The 16,048-nt window shown below is 73.8% G+C and carries 16 protein-coding genes; 11 read left to right on the top strand and 5 right to left on the bottom strand.

Annotated features, from left to right (window positions below; genetic code table 11):
- Nucleotide 1: 1 nt before the first annotated feature.
- The gene (locus ACTG9Q_RS23910) at nt 2-709 is read right to left on the bottom strand and encodes an ABC transporter ATP-binding protein (RefSeq protein ID WP_455575117.1); all 708 of its coding nucleotides are present in this window, start codon (nt 707-709) and stop codon (nt 2-4) included.
- 10 nt (nt 710-719) lie between these two features.
- Nucleotides 720-1,478: an ABC transporter ATP-binding protein gene (locus ACTG9Q_RS23915; RefSeq protein ID WP_455575118.1), complete on the bottom strand. Its 759-nt coding sequence runs from the start codon at nt 1,476-1,478 to the stop codon at nt 720-722.
- Between the two features lie 138 nt (nt 1,479-1,616).
- On the opposite strand from ACTG9Q_RS23915, the gene ACTG9Q_RS23920 reads away from it, so the two are divergent.
- The 4 genes from ACTG9Q_RS23920 to ACTG9Q_RS23935 all read left to right on the top strand — a co-directional run bounded on the left by ACTG9Q_RS23920 (nt 1,617) and on the right by ACTG9Q_RS23935 (nt 5,836).
- On the top strand, nt 1,617-2,198 hold the full coding sequence (locus ACTG9Q_RS23920) for a QsdR family transcriptional regulator (protein WP_455575119.1): 582 nt from the start codon (nt 1,617-1,619) through the stop codon (nt 2,196-2,198).
- Nucleotides 2,199-2,273: 75 nt separating this feature from the next.
- The gene (locus ACTG9Q_RS23925) at nt 2,274-3,836 is read left to right on the top strand and encodes a class I adenylate-forming enzyme family protein (protein ID WP_455575120.1); all 1,563 of its coding nucleotides are present in this window, start codon (nt 2,274-2,276) and stop codon (nt 3,834-3,836) included.
- Nucleotides 3,833-4,573 carry an SDR family NAD(P)-dependent oxidoreductase gene (locus ACTG9Q_RS23930; protein ID WP_455575121.1) on the top strand — a complete coding sequence of 247 codons (741 nt, stop codon included), beginning with the start codon at nt 3,833-3,835 and terminating at the stop codon, nt 4,571-4,573. Before ACTG9Q_RS23925 ends, ACTG9Q_RS23930 begins: the two co-directional genes overlap by 4 nt.
- A gap of 132 nt (nt 4,574-4,705) precedes the next feature.
- The gene (locus ACTG9Q_RS23935) at nt 4,706-5,836 is read left to right on the top strand and encodes an endonuclease (protein WP_455575122.1); all 1,131 of its coding nucleotides are present in this window, start codon (nt 4,706-4,708) and stop codon (nt 5,834-5,836) included.
- Nucleotides 5,837-5,840: 4 nt separating this feature from the next.
- Here the strand turns inward: ACTG9Q_RS23935 and ACTG9Q_RS23940 are convergent, their stop codons facing one another.
- On the bottom strand, nt 5,841-5,972 hold the full coding sequence (locus tag ACTG9Q_RS23940; RefSeq protein ID WP_455575123.1) for a hypothetical protein: 132 nt from the start codon (nt 5,970-5,972) through the stop codon (nt 5,841-5,843).
- Between the two features lie 92 nt (nt 5,973-6,064).
- Between ACTG9Q_RS23940 and ACTG9Q_RS23945 the strand changes: the two genes are divergently transcribed.
- A complete protein-coding gene (locus tag ACTG9Q_RS23945; protein ID WP_455575124.1) occupies nt 6,065-6,580 on the top strand; it encodes a TetR/AcrR family transcriptional regulator in 516 nt (171 codons plus the stop codon).
- Nucleotides 6,577-7,242, top strand: coding sequence for a GAP family protein (locus ACTG9Q_RS23950; RefSeq protein ID WP_455575125.1), 666 nt, complete (start codon nt 6,577-6,579; stop codon nt 7,240-7,242). Before ACTG9Q_RS23945 ends, ACTG9Q_RS23950 begins: the two co-directional genes overlap by 4 nt.
- Nucleotides 7,243-7,373: 131 nt before the next feature.
- Here ACTG9Q_RS23950 and ACTG9Q_RS23955 read toward each other — a convergent pair whose 3' ends face one another.
- Nucleotides 7,374-9,809, bottom strand: coding sequence for a LuxR C-terminal-related transcriptional regulator (locus ACTG9Q_RS23955; protein ID WP_455575126.1), 2,436 nt, complete (start codon nt 9,807-9,809; stop codon nt 7,374-7,376).
- Nucleotides 9,810-9,932: 123 nt separating this feature from the next.
- On the opposite strand from ACTG9Q_RS23955, the gene ACTG9Q_RS23960 reads away from it, so the two are divergent.
- From ACTG9Q_RS23960 to ACTG9Q_RS23980, 5 genes are all read left to right on the top strand, one after another.
- Nucleotides 9,933-10,793 (top strand): alpha/beta hydrolase family protein, encoded by an 861-nt coding sequence (locus tag ACTG9Q_RS23960; RefSeq protein WP_455575127.1) that lies wholly within the window; start codon nt 9,933-9,935, stop codon nt 10,791-10,793.
- Nucleotides 10,794-10,967: 174 nt separating this feature from the next.
- Entirely contained in the window at nt 10,968-12,146 is a 1,179-nt protein-coding gene (locus tag ACTG9Q_RS23965; protein ID WP_455575128.1) for a PucR family transcriptional regulator, read from the top strand.
- Nucleotides 12,147-12,188: 42 nt separating this feature from the next.
- The gene (locus tag ACTG9Q_RS23970; protein ID WP_455575129.1) at nt 12,189-13,037 is read left to right on the top strand and encodes a spermidine synthase; all 849 of its coding nucleotides are present in this window, start codon (nt 12,189-12,191) and stop codon (nt 13,035-13,037) included.
- A gap of 45 nt (nt 13,038-13,082) precedes the next feature.
- A complete protein-coding gene (locus tag ACTG9Q_RS23975; protein WP_455575130.1) occupies nt 13,083-13,637 on the top strand; it encodes a GNAT family N-acetyltransferase in 555 nt (184 codons plus the stop codon).
- A gap of 27 nt (nt 13,638-13,664) precedes the next feature.
- The gene (locus ACTG9Q_RS23980) at nt 13,665-14,636 is read left to right on the top strand and encodes a phosphotransferase family protein (RefSeq protein WP_455575131.1); all 972 of its coding nucleotides are present in this window, start codon (nt 13,665-13,667) and stop codon (nt 14,634-14,636) included.
- A gap of 130 nt (nt 14,637-14,766) precedes the next feature.
- Here the strand turns inward: ACTG9Q_RS23980 and ACTG9Q_RS23985 are convergent, their stop codons facing one another.
- Nucleotides 14,767-16,047: an ABC transporter substrate-binding protein gene (locus tag ACTG9Q_RS23985; protein WP_455575132.1), complete on the bottom strand. Its 1,281-nt coding sequence runs from the start codon at nt 16,045-16,047 to the stop codon at nt 14,767-14,769.
- Between the last annotated feature and the right edge of the window lies 1 nt (nt 16,048).

A 16,048-nucleotide genomic window follows, 5' to 3' on the forward strand; every position in this document is an offset into this window, starting at 1 on the left:
GTCACATCCCCAGGTAGGCGTGGCGCAGGCGCTCGTCGGCCAGCAGGTCGCCCGCTTCCTCGACGGCCACCACCGTGCCCAGCGACAGCACGTAGCCGCGGTCCGCGATGGACAGTGCGCTGCGGGCGTTCTGCTCCACCAGCAACACCGTGAGCTCGTCCCAGTCGCGCAGTTCCTCCAGCACCCGCATGATCTGCAGCGTGATCGCCGGGGCCAGGCCCAGCGACGGCTCGTCCAGCAGCAGCATCCGCGGCTTGCTCATCAGCGCGCGCCCGATCGCCAGCATCTGCCGCTCCCCGCCGGAGAGCGTGCTGGCCTGGGACTTCAGCCGCGGCGCCAGCGGCGGGAACAGGTCCAGTACCTGGCCCATGCTCGTGGCGACGGCCGCGCGGTCGCGGCGCCAGAGCCCGCCAAGGCGCAGGTTCTCGGCCACGGTCAGCTCGGTGATCACCCCGCCGTTCTCCGGCACGTGCGCCAGTCCCATGCGGACGATGCGGTCCGGCTGCCAGCCGGTGATGTCGGTGTCGTCGAAGCGGATGCGGCCCGATGTCGGCCGCGCCAGGCCGCTGACCGTGCGCAGCAGCGTGGTCTTGCCCGCGCCGTTGGGACCCAGGACGGCGGTGATGCTCGCGTCCTGGGTCCACAGGCTCAGCCCGTCCAGGGCCCGGACCGGCCCGTAGGCGGTGACCAGGTCGTCGATGTCCAGCAACGAACGCTCCTCAGCTCGCGGCGCCGAGGTAGGCCTCGGCGACGTCGGGGTCGGCCTGCACGGCCGCCGGTGACCCGGTCGCGATGACCCGGCCGAAGTTCAGCACGGTGATCACGTCGCACACCCGCATCACCAGGTCCATGTGGTGCTCGACGAGCACCACCGCCATCGACTCACGCAGGACGCCGATCAGCTCGACCAGCTCGCCACGCTCCGATTCGGACAGTCCGGCGGCCGGTTCGTCGAGCATCAGCACCTCCGGCTCGGCGACCAGCGCGCGGGCCAGCGCGACCCGCTTGCGCAGGCCGTAGGGCAGCGCGCCGGGCAGCGCCTCGGCCCACTTCTGCACGCCGAGCCGCGTCAGGGCCTGGAAAGCCCGCTCCCGCAGGGCTTTCTCGTCGCGGGCGCTGCGGGGCAGGCCGAGCAGCCCGGCCGCGCCGCCCGCGCGGGCGTGCCGGTCGGCGCCGATGAGGACGTTGTCGAGCACCGTGGAGTGCGCGAACAGCCCCAGGCCCTGCAGCGTGCGGGCCACGCCGAGGCGGGCGAGGTGGTGCGGGCGGTGATCGCGCAGGCGGGTGCCGCGCACCAGCAGCTCGCCCTCGGTCGGCTTGGTGAACCCGCAGATGACGTTGAACAGCGTGGTCTTGCCCGCGCCGTTGGGCCCGATGATCCCGTGCACGGTCTGGGGTTCGACGGCGGCCGACACCTCCGAGAGCGCGGTCAGGCCGCCGAAGCGCACCGTGACGCCGCGGACTTCCAGCAAGGGCATGGGGAGCTCGATTCTCAAAATATGAGACAAGGGATACCGGCTGGCCGGTATGCCGGGCAATGATGCGGGGACCCGCAACGGCTGTCAAGGATCGCGTTCGGCGGAATCGGTTATGCGACAGCGCTTAGGCTCACCGCCGTGAACGCATCCCCCACCGAGGTCGTGCGCGTCGCCGCCCGGCTGGTGAACCAAGGCGCCCGGCTGGACATGAGCGCGCTGGCCGCCGAGCTCGGCATCTCCCGCACGACGCTGTTCCGCCGCGTCGGCAACCGGGAGGACCTGCTCGGCGAGGCGCTGTGGCTGCTGTCCGACCGCACCATGCGCGCGGCGGACAAGCACTGGCGCACCACGCACGGCGATGCGGTGCGCGACCCGGACGGCGGGCTGCGCTGCCTGTGGATCATGGCCCAGCACCGGGACGCGATCGCCGCGCACGCGGGCATGCGGATGCTGCTCGACGAGGAGCCCGTCGCCGCCATCCGGGTGCTGACCGACCCGTCCGGCCGGGTGCAGCCCCGGGTCATCGCCGCCCACGCGGAGTTGCTGGATCGTGATGTGGCCGCGGGCGGGTTCACCCCGGCGGTGGATGTGGAAACCCTGTCCTACGCGATAGTCCGGCTCGGGGAGACGTTCCTGTACTCCGACGCGGTGGCCTCGCGGGTGCCCGACCTGCCCGCTCTGGGCACTTTGGTCGGCAGGCTGGTCGACAGGGACTTGTGAAACACTTCGCATTAGTGTTTCATCGGATGTGGCCGGGGCGCCCCGCGCCGTTCCACTGTCCACAGGGGAGGCTCAATGTCGAGCACCAGTGCCTGGCCGCCGGGACTTCCCCGGTCGCTGGACTACCCCGAGGTCGGCGTCGGCGCGATCGCGCTCGGCGCGGCCAACCGCTGGGGTGACCGGGCGGCGTTCGTCCGCGCCGGGGAGACCCTGACCTTCGCCGAGCTGGCGAGCCGCGCGGCGCGCTTCGCCAGGGGACTGGCCGCGGGCGGGGTCCGCCCCGGGGACCGGGTCGCGCTGCGCATGGCCAACTGCCTGGAGTTCCCGGTCGCCTACTACGGCACCCTGCTCGCCGGGGCCACGTTCGTGCCGGTCAACCCGCTGCTGCCCGAGGCCGCGGCCGCCGCGCAGATCGCCGACGCCAACGCCGTGCGCACCATCCACGCCGCCGACGTCGCCCGCCTGTGCGAGGGCCGCGACGACTCCCCGTTCGAGGCGCCCGCCGAGGGGCTGGCCCACCTGGCCTACACCGGCGGTACCACCGGGGAGTCCAAGGGCGTGTGCCTGCCGCACCGCAACGTCGTCATCAACTCCCTGCAATACGCCTGCTGGGTCTCCGGGTCGCTGCCCGACGTCGACACCTCCGGCGGGCTCACCCTCGACCAGATCGGCTCGCGCGAGGAGTGGGTGGTCCCGCTCGGCGAGGCCGTGGTGATCAACCTGACCCCGTGGTTCCACGCCATGGGCACCGTCGCCGGGCTCAACGTCCTGATGCTGACCGGCACCACCGCGGTGCTGCACGACCGCCTCGACCCCGCCGCCTACCTCGCCGAGGCCGAGCGCCTGCCCATCACCTCGATGGGCGGCGCGCCCGCGCTGTTCGCCGCGCTGCTGGCCTGCCCGGACATCGCCCGCCGCGACCTGTCGTCGGTGCGGCTGATCTCCTCCGGCGCCGCGCCGATGCCGCTGGAGATGATCGAGCGCCTGCGCGAGCTGTGCCCCGACGCGGTGATCGCCGAGGGCTACGGCCTGACCGAGGTCACGATGGGCGCCACCATGGGCCCCTCGCACCGCTCCGGCACCCACAAGCCCGGCTCGGTGGGCCTTCCGTTGTTCGACACCGAGGTCCGGACCATGGCCGTCGACGGGACGGGCCCGACGCCCGTCGGCGAGCGCGGCGAGGTGTGGATTCGCGGCCCGCAGGTGATGACCGGCTACCACGGCCGCGCCGAGGCCACCGCCGACGTGCTCTCCGAGGGCTGGCTGCGCACCGGCGACATCGGCGTCATCGACTCCGACGGTTATCTGTCCATCGTGGACCGTCTGAAGGACATGCTGCTGTACAAGGGATACAACGTCTATCCCCGCGAGCTGGAGGAGCTGCTGGCCGCCCACCCCGACGTCGCCGCGGGCGCGGTGGTCGGGCGGCCCGACCCGGCGGTGGGCGAGCTGCCGGTGGCCTTCGTGGTCCCGGCGCGGGCCGGGGTCGCCGAGTCGGACGTCCTCGACGACGTCAACCGCCAGGTGGTCGCCTACAAGCGGCTGCGCGAGGTGCGGTTCGTGGAGACCATCCCGGTCTCGGCGGCGGGCAAGATCCTCAAGCGGGAGCTGCGGGCGCGGCTCGTGGCGGGGGAGTGAGCGTGGCCGGGCTGGACGTGCGCGGCGCCGTCGCCGTGGTCACCGGCGGCGGATCGGGGATCGGCGCGGCCCTGTGCGGGCGGCTGGCTGCGGCGGGCGCGCGGGTCGTGGTCAACGACCTGTCCGCGTCGGCGGCCGACGCGGTGGCCGCCGACGTGGGGGGAGTGTCGCACCCCGGGGACGCCGCCGACCCCGGTTTCGCCGAGGAACTGGTGGCCGTGGGGGAGCGCCTGGGCGGCGTCGACCTGTTCTGCGCCAACGCGGGGGTCGCCGCGGCGGACTGGGACCTCGCTTGGCGGGTCAACGTCCTGGCCCACGTCCACGCCGCGCGGGCGCTGCTGCCGCACTGGCTGGAGCGGGGCCGGGGCCGGTTCGTGGCCACGGTGTCCGCCGCGGGACTGCTGACACTGCTGGGGAACGCGCCGTACTCGGTGACCAAGCACGCCGCCCTGGCGCACGCGGAGTGGCTGCGGGCCACCTACGCCCACCGCGGGGTGACCGTGCAGGCGGTGTGCCCGCAGGGCGTGCGCACCCCGATGCTCACCGGCGGCCCGCTGACCGAGTCGGCGATCAGCGCCGAGGAGGTGGCCGACGCGGTGCTGGCCGCGCTGGCCGGGGACGGATTCCTCGTGCTGCCGCACCCGGAGGTCGCCGAGTACTACCGCAGGCGCGCCACCGACCCGGACCGCTGGCTCGCGGCGATGAACCGCGCGCAGCGGGCGGGTGAATCCGAATAGGCCGGTCGTCGCAACTTCGCCGCCGACACCGGAAAGAACCACGGCGTTCACCTGATAGTGGATGACAGCGTGGTGCTCCAGCCCCGAAAGTACACGAAGGGTCACTTTGTGTCGTCGGGGAGAGGACCAGTCATGCACCAGCGTCGGTGGGCGCTCTTAGCCAGCGTCCTGACAGTGTTCGTGCTCTTGCAGGTCCACCCCGCGGGCGCGGCGTCGCCGCTGACGGTCGCCCAGGCGATCGCCCAGCAGAACGGCGCGGCGGCGACCGTGCGCGGGTACGTCGTCGGCCAGCCCACCGCGACGACCACCGTGGTGCGCTCGGCCTTCCCGTCCGACTACGCCATCGCGCTGGCCGACACGGCGGGCGAGACCGCCACCACGCGCATGGTCTACGTCCAGGTCACCTCGGCGTTCCGCGCGTCCTACGGCCTGCGGAGCAACCCCGGCCGGATGGGCCAGCTGCTCGACGTCACCGGCCACCTCGGCGCGTACTTCTCCCACCCGGGCCTGACCTCCACCACCGCCTTCGCCACGGCCGGGACCACCCCGCCGGGAACGACGACCGCGCCCCCGCCCTCGGGCGACTACTACAGCGGCGCCGCGGGCAAGACCGGCCCCGCGCTCAAAAGCGCCCTGCACTCCATCATCCGGGTGCAGAACCGCCTGAGCTACGACCAGGTGTGGACCGCGCTGAAGGCCACCGACCAGGACCCGAACAACCCCAACAACGTCATCCTCCTCTACACCGGCCGCTCCCAGAGCAAGTCCGCCAACGGCGGCAACCCCGACGACTGGAACCGCGAGCACGTCTGGGCCAAGTCCCACGGCGACTTCGGCACCGCCACCGGCCCCGGCACCGACATCCACCACCTGCGCCCCACTGACGTCTCGGTCAACGCCACCCGCGGCAACAAGGACTTCGACATGGGCGGCGCCGTCGTCGCCGAGGCCCCCGGCTGCCGCACCGACGCCGACTCCTGGGAACCGCGCGACGCCGTCAAGGGCGACGTCGCCCGGATGATCTTCTACATGGCCGTGCGCTACGAGGGCGGCGACGGCTTCCCCAACCTGGAGCCGAACAACACCGTCAACAACGGCACCGCCCCGTACCACGGCAAGCTCTCGGTCCTGCTGTCCTGGCACACCCAGGACCCGCCCGACGCCTTCGAGAAGCGGCGCAACCAGGTCATCTACGACAGCTACCAGCGCAACCGCAACCCCTTCATCGACCACCCGGAGTGGGCCGCCGCCATCTGGGGATAGTCGGTCACGGGCGGTAGGTGCCCGGCAGGCCGAAGGTGGGGAACAGGTTCGGCTCGAACATGCCGATCCGGGTGACTCCCTCCAGCGTGCGGGCCAGGACTTGGAGCCCGCCGTGGCCGCGCGAGTAGAGGGCCACGGCGGGCAGGCTGTTGGCGTGTGCCGGGGCAGCCGGAAGGCGTTGGGGTCGCCCGGTCCGTTGGTGTACCGTCCGGACGGTACAGTAGCGGTATGACTGACGCGCGTGATCAGATCCTCGACGCGGCCGAGCGGCTGGTGATCGCGGGCCGGATACCGCCACCGCTGCAGGCCGTGGCGGACGAGGCCGGGGTGAGCAAGGGCGGGGTCCTCTACCACTTCACCACCCGAACGCTCCTGCACGGGCTCGTGCAGCGGGCGGTGCGGATGGCCGACGCCCAGCTCTGCGCCGCCGCGGAGGCAGGCGTGATGGCCTCGACCTGGCTTCGGATGTCCGCGCCCGAGGAGCGTGAGCGGCGGCTGTTCCAGGCGATGCTGTCCATGCTGCGGGTCACCTCGGTGGGAATCCTCGACCTCCCCGCCGAGGTGCGCGAAGCCGAGGTGCGCTGGGACTCCATGCTGGAGGCGGAGCTGGGGGACCCCACCCGGGCTCGGGTGGTCCGCCTGGTCGGCGACGGGCTCTTCTTCGCCGCGCTCACCGGGCAGGCGCCGACGAGCGGCGACGTCGACCGGCTCGTGCGCCACCTTGACCTGCCCATAGCCGGATGAGCACCGCCCTGCTCGCGGGCATCGCCGGATTGGCCCTGCTGGACGCGCTCAACCCGGCGACCATCGCCGGTGTGGCGCTGTTGCTGCTCTCACCGCTGCGCAGGCCCTTGGCGGCCGCCGCCCTGTTCGCGGTCGGGGCCTTCACCGCGGTGTTCGCCCTGGGGGTCGTGCTCTTCCTGGGCGCGGGGTACGCGGCCGACGCGGTCACCGACGCGATGACGTGGCTGCGGCGCGGGGCGCTGTTGCTCGGCGCCTGCACGCTGGTGGTGGCGGGCGTGCGTCGCCTGCGGCCCCGCACCCGTCCCGCCGTCGCCTTGCCGCGGTGGATCTCCCCATGGACCGCGGCGCCGCTGGGAGTGGTGATGACCGGTGCGGACCTGCCCAACGCCTTCCCCTACTTCATCGCCGTCGAGCGGCTGGTCACCGCCGACATCACCGTGGGACAGGCGTTGCTCGTGCTCTCGGGCTACGCACTTCTCTACTGCCTGCCGTGCCTGGTGCTGATCGCGGCCGGAGCAGCCGCGGGGAACAGGGTGCGCCGCCGCCTCGACGGCGTCTACAGCAGGCTGGGCGCGGAGAAGGCCCTGCCCGCCAACCCCCTCGTGGCCTTGCTGTGGCTCGGGCTCGCGTCCTCCCTCGCAGTGCTCGCCTTCCTCTGGTGACCGCCGCGACCAGCTGACACCGCCTCCACCAGCCGCTGGTTCTCGGGGTGGTCTCGTGGCGGACTGCGACGGTCATGGTGGGTCCTCCCGATCAGCGTCTACCTGATGCGGAGGCGTCACGGACCCGGAACTCACCGCCCGCGGGTGACCAGGGTGGCCAGTTCGGTTCGCGAGCGGATGCCCAGGCGGGTGTAGATGTTGCGCAGGTGGTGGTCCACCGTGCGGGGGCTCAGCACCAGGCGCTGGGCGATCTCGCGGTTGGTCTCGCCGTCGGCGACCAGGCGGGCGATCTGCGTCTGCTGCGGGGTCAGCCCGCCGACCGCCGGGGACGGGGTCGCGGCGCGCAGCTCCACCCGCACCCGCTCCTCCCAGTAGCGCGCGCCGTGGGTGTGGAACAGGTGCTGGGCCTCGCGCAGGTGGGTCCGGGCGGCGTTGGGCTGGCGTTCGCGGCGCAGGTGGTGGGCGTAGATCAGGTGGGTGCGGGCCAGTTCCAGGGTCGCGCCCGCGCGGCGGTGCAGGGCGATGGCCCGGTCGTAGTGCTCGGCCGCCGTCGCCGCGTCGGTGGAGATCAGCGCGTGGCAGCGGTGCGACAGCGCGCGCCAGGACGGGCCGCGCAGGCTCTCCGCCCACGCGTCGAAGCGGGCCAGGGCGCCCGCGGCCACCTCCGGGGCGCCGCAGCGCACGGCCGCCTCCACCAGCTGCGGGACGGCCAGGGCGCGGATGCCGGGGTGGGCGCGGCCGACGCCGGTGGCCATCGTGCGCAGGCGGCTCAGCGCGTCCTCGGGCCGGTCGTCGAGCAGGTCAACGCAGGCACGGGTCCAGGCGGCGTAGGCGGCGGGTCGGCCGAGGCCGCGCTCGGCGATGCGCGGCGCGGCCTCGGCGAGGCGGGCCAGCGCGGTGTCCCGCTCACCCAGGGAGACCGCCGCCAGGGCCAGCAGCACCGAGTGCTCGACGGCCACGTTGCGCTGCCCGGCGGAGGCGGCCCGGCCCTCGGTCGCGGCGGTGATCGCCGCCGCCACCCGGTCGGCGGCCAGCGCCACCACGGCCAGGTGCGCGAGCGCGGTGGGCAGCAGGGCGGGCGCGTCGAACCGGGCGAGCCCGACGGCGGCGGTGGCGTACTCGTAGGCCTGGTCGACCTGGCCCAGGGTCAGCGCGACCTCCCCAGCCCACACCAGCCTGCGCGGGTCGCGCAGGTGCGGGCCGAGCCCGGCGGCGTGCCGCAGCGGGGCGAGGGCGGCGGTGTGCCTGCCCGCGAACGTGGCCGCGAGCCCGGCACCGTGCGCGGCGGCCAGCGGCTCGGCGCTGCCGAGCGCGGCCAGGTCGCGGGCCGCGGCGGCGTGCCCGGTGGTGTCGCCCGCCATCCGGCGCGCCTCGCCCGCGAGCATCAGCGCGACGGCGCGGCGGCGGGCGTCGTCGAGCAGGCCCGCCGCGCCTGCCAGCTCGTGCGCGGCGATGGCCGGGTCGCCGTCGCGCAGCTCGATCTCCCCGCGCAGCAGCGCGATCTCCCCGGCCAGGTCGGCCGGGTCGGTCCACGCCGCGGCCAGGTCGGCGCGGGCGCGGGCGGGCTTGCCCGCCGCCCAGGCCGCCGCGGCGGCGTCGATCAGCCTGCGGGCGCGCACGCGCGGGTCGGCGGTGAGCGCGGCGGCCCGGCGCAGGGCCCGCGCCGCGGTCACCGGCTCGGCGGTGCGCGCGGCGGCGGCCAGGGCGGTCCCGGTGACGCTGCCGGGCGCGGCGGCGGCCCGGTGGCACAGGGCCCGCGCCGGGTCCGGGTCGCTCTCGGCCAGTGCCGCCCACGCGGCGCGGCAGGCGTCCGGGCCCGCCTCGGCGCGCACGGTCGCGGCCACGGCGGGGGAGGGCGCGCCGCCGTCGGCGGCGACCAGACCCGCGCGGAGGGCCTCGGCCACCACCTCGACCCGGCCGCCGCACGCGGCGCGCAGGGCGGCGAGCCGCGCGTCGGGGCAGAGCCGGGAGTACGCCCGCGCCAGCGCGGTCCTGGCCGCGCCGCCCGGGGGCAGCACGGCGGGCAGCGGCCGGTCGGCCTGGTGGTGCGGGTCGAGGCAGTGGGCCAGGTCCAGCAGATGCCCCGGCACCCCGCGGGCGATCTCCACGAGACCGGCGCGCACCTCGGCGGGCAGCGCGGTGGCCTCGGCCAGCAGCCGGTCGGCGGCGAAGTCGTCGAGGGCGGGCAGCACGACGGTGTCGATGCCCGGCAGCGGCGCGCGCCCGGCGAGGACGACCGCGCCTCCCCGGCCCGCGCAGCGGCGGGCGTGGTGGGCGAGCACCGCGACGCTGGGGGCGTCCAGCAGGTCCGCGTCGTCCACCAGGCACACCGCGGCCTCGGCCAGGTCCCGCTGCCCGAGCCGGTCGAGGCCGCCGCCGTCGATGTCCTGCTCGGGCTCCACGCCCGCGACCCGCAGCACGGGGACCCGCGCGAGGCGGGCCACCGCGTCCAGCAGGGCGGTGCGGCCGATGCCCGGCGGGCCGGTGAGCATCAGCGCGCCGCCGGGGCCCTCGACCAGGGCGGCCAGCCGATCCAGCACGTCGGCGCGGCCGTGCAGCGTTGGCATCATCTGATGAAACATCATCGCAATGTGTTTCACAACCGGTGATTTCGCCGATGCGGTCGGCGAGGGGCGCTTGTCAGAGTCATAGGCGTTGTTCCCCCCTCACTGACGAAGGAGTACGACGACGTGCGCCGAGTCATCCCTGCCCTCGCCGGGCTAGCCCTGGCCGCGAGCCTGGTCACGGGCACCCAGGTCGCCACGGCGGCCGAGAACCCCTACCAGCGCGGTCCCAACCCGACCGAGTCCAGCATCGAAGCCACCCGCGGCCCGTTCGCCACCTCCGAGGTCAGCGTGTCGAGCTGGTCGGTGACCGGCTTCGGCGGCGGCACGATCTACTACCCGACCTCCACCGCCGAGGGCACCTTCGGCGCGGTGGCGATCTCCCCCGGCTACACCGCCAGCCAGTCGAGCATCGCCTGGATGGGCCCGCGGTTCGCCTCGCACGGGTTCGTGGTCATCACCATCGACACGAACTCCCGCTACGACCAGCCGTCCTCCCGCGGCCAGCAGCTGCTGGCCGCGCTGGACTACCTGACCCAGCGCAGCTCCGTGCGCACCCGCATCGACCCCACCCGCCTCGGCGTGGCGGGGCACTCGATGGGCGGCGGCGGCTCCCTGGAGGCGGCGTCCAGCCGGACCAGCCTCAAGGCCGCGGTGCCGTTCGCGCCGTGGAACACCGACAAGACCTGGAGCGAGGTCCGCACGCCCACGTTCATCATCGGCGGCGAGAACGACTCGGTGGCCCCCGTGTCCTCGCACTCCGAGCCGTTCTACCAGTCGCTGACCGGCGCCCGGGACCGCGCGTACATGGAGCTCGACGGCGCGAGCCACTTCTTCCCGCAGTCGCCGGACACCCTGGTGGCGAAGTACACCGTCTCGTGGTTGAAGCGGTTCATCGACGACGACACCCGCTACGACCAGTTCCTCTGCCCCGCCCCCGACGACCGGGGAATCCAGGAGTACCGGAACAGCTGCCCGCACGCCTGATCCTCCTCGACCCCAGTGGCCGGACCGTGTTCCACGGTCCGGCCACTCGGCCTTTCGCGACTGATTTCGGCCAAGTATGTTGCATGATCAACCATCGTTGACGCCTAGTGGGCTCTCTCGTAACTTGCAAGGGGCAGCGCGCATTCTTTCCCATTTTTTTACCAGGGGTGATCCGTGTCCACGGCTCTGCACGCCCGTGACGACTATGGGCCGTGGCGCAGCATCCCCGCGGCCGCCGCGCGGGCGCTGCGGCCCCGGATCGACACCATCACCGCGGAGATGGTGGAGACCATCCGGCTGGAAGTGGGCGGCTACCGCGCCGCGTCGGACACCGATGTCGGCCGGGACGTGGTCGCCGCGGTGCGCCGCGCCGTGCAGCAGTTCATCGGCCTCATCGAGAACCCCGTCGGCCCCACGCCCGAGGACATCGAGTTCTTCCGCCGCCTCGGGCGCACCGAGTTCCGCAACGGCCGCGCGCTCGACGACCTGCAGGCCGCCTACCGCATCGGCGCCCGGGTCGCCTGCCGCCGCTATGCCCAGATCGCCCTGGCCGCCGCGCTGCCGATGACCACCGTCCTGGCGATGAGCGACGCGGTGCTGGTGCACATCGACAACCTGGCCAACGAGTCGGCCAAGGGCTACGCCGAGGCCAAGGCGCGCGGGGCCGACGACCCGGCCCACCGCCGCAGGGCGCTGGCCGAGCGCCTGCTGCGCCGCGACCCGCCCGACACCGGCGCCACCACCGAGGAGCTGGCCGCCCGCGCCCACTGGGCCCTGCCGCGGCGGGTGGCCTGCCTGGTGATCGACGACCCCGGCGGCGGGCGCCACCACTTCGCCCCCGACGTCCTGCTGCTGGAGCGCACCGGCGAGCTGACCGCCATCGTCCCCGAGCCCGGCGTCGCCGCCGCCACGGCCGCGGCCGGCGGCGCCCGCGCGGCCGTGGGCCCGTCGCTGCCGATGGAGCAGACCTGGCTCTCGCGCTACTGCGCCCGCCTGGCCCTGCGCACCCTGCCCCGCTCCCCGCGCGTCCTGGTCGCCGAGGAGCACCTGCTCGAGCTGTTCCTGCTGGCGGGCGAGCCCTTGGGCGCCCTGCTCGCCGAGCGCGGCGTCGACCGGCTCGCCGAACTCGGGCCGGGCAAAGCGGCCCGCCTCGAGGAGACCTTCCACGCCCTGCTCACCTCGTGGGGCCGCTCCGCCCCGGAGATCGCGACCGCCCTGGGCATCCACCCGCAGACCGCGCGCTACCGGCTGCGCCAGCTCGACGACGTCTTCGGCGACCTGCTGGGCGACCCGAGGTTCCGGTTCGAGGCGGAGCTGGTGCTGCGCCTGCGGTCCCTGCGCGGGCCCCAGTAGCGTTCGGCTACCCTCCGGCGGCGGCGGACGACGGGGGTAGGGGTGGACGAGGTGGCGAGGCCCGGCCAGGCGAGGGTGCGCTTCGGGCACGCCGAACTCCTGGCCGACTTGGACCACCCCAGCGGTTGGCTGCTCAGCGTCGACGGGGTGGCGCAGTCCTACGTGGATGTCCGCGACCCCCTGCACCTGGAGTTCGACTACGTGCGGCGCCTGGCCGACGTGGTCGACCTGGCCGCCCCGCCGGGCTCGCCGCTGGCCGCGGTGCACATCGGCGGGGGCGCGTGCACGCTGGCGCGCTACGTGGCGGCCACCCGGCCGGGATCGGCGCAGCGGGTGGTCGACGCCGACGGGGAGCTGGTCGAGTTCGTCCGCGCCCACCTGGGCCTGGACATCCCGGGAGTGCGGGTCAGCGTGGGGGAGGGCCGCGGCTACGTGGCCGGGCTCGCCGACGCCATCGCCGACCTGCTGGTCCTGGACGCCTTCGAGCGCGCGGTGGTCCCCGGCGGGCTGGCCACCGTCGAGTTCACCCACGAGGTCGCCCGCGTCCTGAACCCGAACGGCGTCTACCTGGTGAACGTCTCCGACGGCCCCGGCCTGCGCTTCGGCCGCCGCGTCGCGGCCACCCTGGCCGAGGTGTTCCCCAAGGTGATGCTCCTGGCCGAACCGGGCGTGCTCCGCGGGCGCCGCTACGGGAACCTGGCCTTCGCCGCCTCGGCGTCCCCGCTCCCGGCCGCGGGCGTGGCCGCCCGCGCCGCCGCGGCCCCGTTCCCGGCCCGCTGCCTGACCGACGAGCACGTCCGCGAATTCACCGGCGACGCCCGCCCGCTGACCGACACCGACACGATGCCCTCACCGACACCGCCATGGGGCTTCCTGCGCGACCAGGTCTGAATTCCGATTGCCTGCCTGCCCGGCGTGGACATAATCGGATTCCTTATGACCACACAGCCACCGCAGCGCAAAGCGATCCCGGCCGACGTGCCCGCCATCGCCGCCCTGATGCGCCGCTCCGTCCTGGAGCTGTTCCCGCACTTCCACGACCCCCGCGAGACCGCCAGCGCCGCGGTCCACCTGACCCAGCCGGACACCGTCCTCATCGACGACGGCACCTATTTCGTCCACGAGGCCGACGGCGAGATCGTCGCCTGCGGGGGCTGGAGCAAGCGCGACAAGCTCTACACCGGCTCCGGCGCCCGCCCGGACGACGACCGGCTCCTGGACCCGGCCACCGAACCCGCCCGGGTCCGCGCCATGTTCGTCCACGCCGACTGGACCCGCCGCGGCCTCGGCCGCGCCATCCTCACCGCCTGCGAGCAGGCCGCCCACGCCGAGGGCTTCCGCTCCCTGGTCCTCATGGCCACCCTCCCCGGCGTCCCCCTCTACCGGTCCTACGGCTTCCACGAGGTCCGGCGCGCCAGCATCCCCCTGCCTGACGGCGTCAGCCTCGGCGGCGTGGAGATGGCCCGCTCGCTTGACTTCATGTCGACCTGATGCGGTGATCGGGGAAGGGAGACCACCATGGGCGGACTGTCCCAGGTCGGGGAGTGGCGGACAGCGGTGGCCGCGGCGTTCGGGCTCGGTGACGTCCTCGGACCGGCGACACCGGTGGCGGGCGGGCGATCCCACCTGATGTGGCGTCTGCGCACGTCGCGCGGCACGTGGGCGGTCAAGCGGCTGAACCGCTCCCGCGAGGACTGGTGGCTGCGCGACTACGTGGTGTCCGCCCGGATCCAACTGGACGCGCACGCCCGCGGCTTCCCCATGCCCCGTCCGGTGCACCCGCTCGACCCGGCCGCGCCGCTGCTGGCGGATGTCCGAGTCGGTGGGCAGATCGCCAGTTACCTGGTGCACGAGTGGCGCGAGGGCGGCCCGTCGACCACGGACGTCTCGGCGTGGGTCGGCACCACCCTGGCGGCCCTCCACACCCTCCCCGCCGGTGGGGCGCCCGACTGGGAGCCGCACCCGGTCGAGGAGTGGCGGGAGTGGCTGGACGAGGCGCCGGACGACTTCACCCACGCCGTGCGGGCCTACCTCCCGGAGATCGCCGAGGCCAGGGCGATGGCTGCCGACCCTGGCGGTCTGACGCCGGTGAGCACGCACCGCGACGTGAAGCCGGACAACGTCGTGGAGACGTCGGCCGGTCCGTTGCTGGTGGATTGGGACGGCGCGGGGCCCGACTACGCGGAGTGGGAGCTGACCAGGGCGGCGCTGCACTTCAGCGGCCTGGGTGAGGACCAGGCCGCGTTCGACACCGTGATCAGGTCCTACGAGGCGGCGGGCGGCCGTCGTCCGCCCGCGTCCGCGCCCGCGTTCGCGGGCCTGCTGCGCACCTACCTCGGTGGCGCCGCGTGGATGGTGTGGCGCGCCCTCGGCCACCGCCCGGTGTCGGGTCCCGAACGCTCCGCCGCGCGAGCACACGCACTGGAGTTGCTGGCCGACCTGCGCACGTCCCTGCGCCGCCTGGACAACTGGGTTGCCCGCCTGCGCTGACCGTGCGGCACCACGACGACCTGGTCCTCGGCGGTCCGACCGGGGTCGGACCGCTCCACCCACGCACACGCCACCCGTGTGTGGCGAGGACCTCCGTCGACCCGCTTGACCGGAGTTGCTCGTCCCGGCGCTAGATGTCGGCTTTGACGAACTCGTACTCGCCCGCTGACTTGGAGGTGAAGTCGTACTTCACCTTGGCCAGGCCGAAGGGCTTGGCCGGGTCCACCTTGAAGATCGTCGTCGAGCGGGGCGGGTTGCGGCTCTCGGCGGGGCCGTACTCGTAGTTGCCGGTCAGGCCGTCGAACTCGACGGTGCCCAGTTCGCGGGAGGCGGTGAGGATGCCGTCGCGGGAGAGGTCGCCGCGTTCGACGGCCTTCTCCAGCAGCGCGGTCATCGCTCGGGCCTGGTTGTAGCCGAAGGCGAAGTAGTAGTCCGGCTGCTGCTGCGGTGCGAACTGCTCGGCGCGGGAGACCATGTCCTGCATCCCGGCGACGCTGGTGTCGCCCCATTCGGTGCCCTCGGCGGCGATCAGGACGTTGGCCTCCAGGTACGGCGCGAGCGGCGACTTGGCGAGCGCGCCCACCCACGACGGGGACTGCCCGTACCAGCGCGGGGCGAAGCGGCCCTGGGCGGCGGTGCCCCAGATCTTGCCCGCGTCGGACGGGGTGGCGACCAGGAACACCATCTGGCAGCCCGCGCCCGCCAGCGCCTGGATCTGCCCGGCGTAGTTCTCGGTGCCCGCCTTGAACTTCTGGGTGTTGGTCACGGTGAAGCCCGAGCGCTCCGCGGCGAAGTCGATGCCCGCCTGGCCCGCCTCGCCGTAGACGTCGTCCTGGACCATCGTGCAGATCTTGGACTGCGGGGTGCCGCCGCCCTCGGTGAGGTAGTGCTCCATCACGTTGATGGCCTGGATCTGGTACGGCGCGCCGGTCGGCAGCAGGTTTTCCTCGCGCACCCACAGCGCGTCCAGCGACGCGGGCGCGGCCATCATTTTGTCGGCGCGCAGCAGGGGCAGCACGGCCAGTGTCGGCGCGGTGCCCAGGACCTGGGTGAGCGCGACGACGTTGCCCTTGATCTTGTTGTACTGCTGGACGGTCACGTCCGGGGCGTACTGGGTGTCCTCCTGGACGAGTTCCACCTTGTACTTGCCCGCTATGCCGCCCTCGGCGTTGACCTGGTCGAACCAGACCTTGTTGCCGGTGGTCAGCGGCTGCCCGATGACCGCGACCGGCCCGGACAGCGGCGAGAGCACGCCCAGCCGGATGGTGGTGCCGTCGAAACCGGCGGTGGCCGCGGGGGCGCCCGCCTCCCCGCCCGCGCCCCCACCTCCTCCGCCGTTGTCCCCGGCCCCGCCGCAGGCCGCGGTCAGTGCCAGTGCGGCCAGGGCCGCGGTGAGTGCCACTCGAGTCATT

This window comes from Actinokineospora lacus (assembly GCF_053813445.1).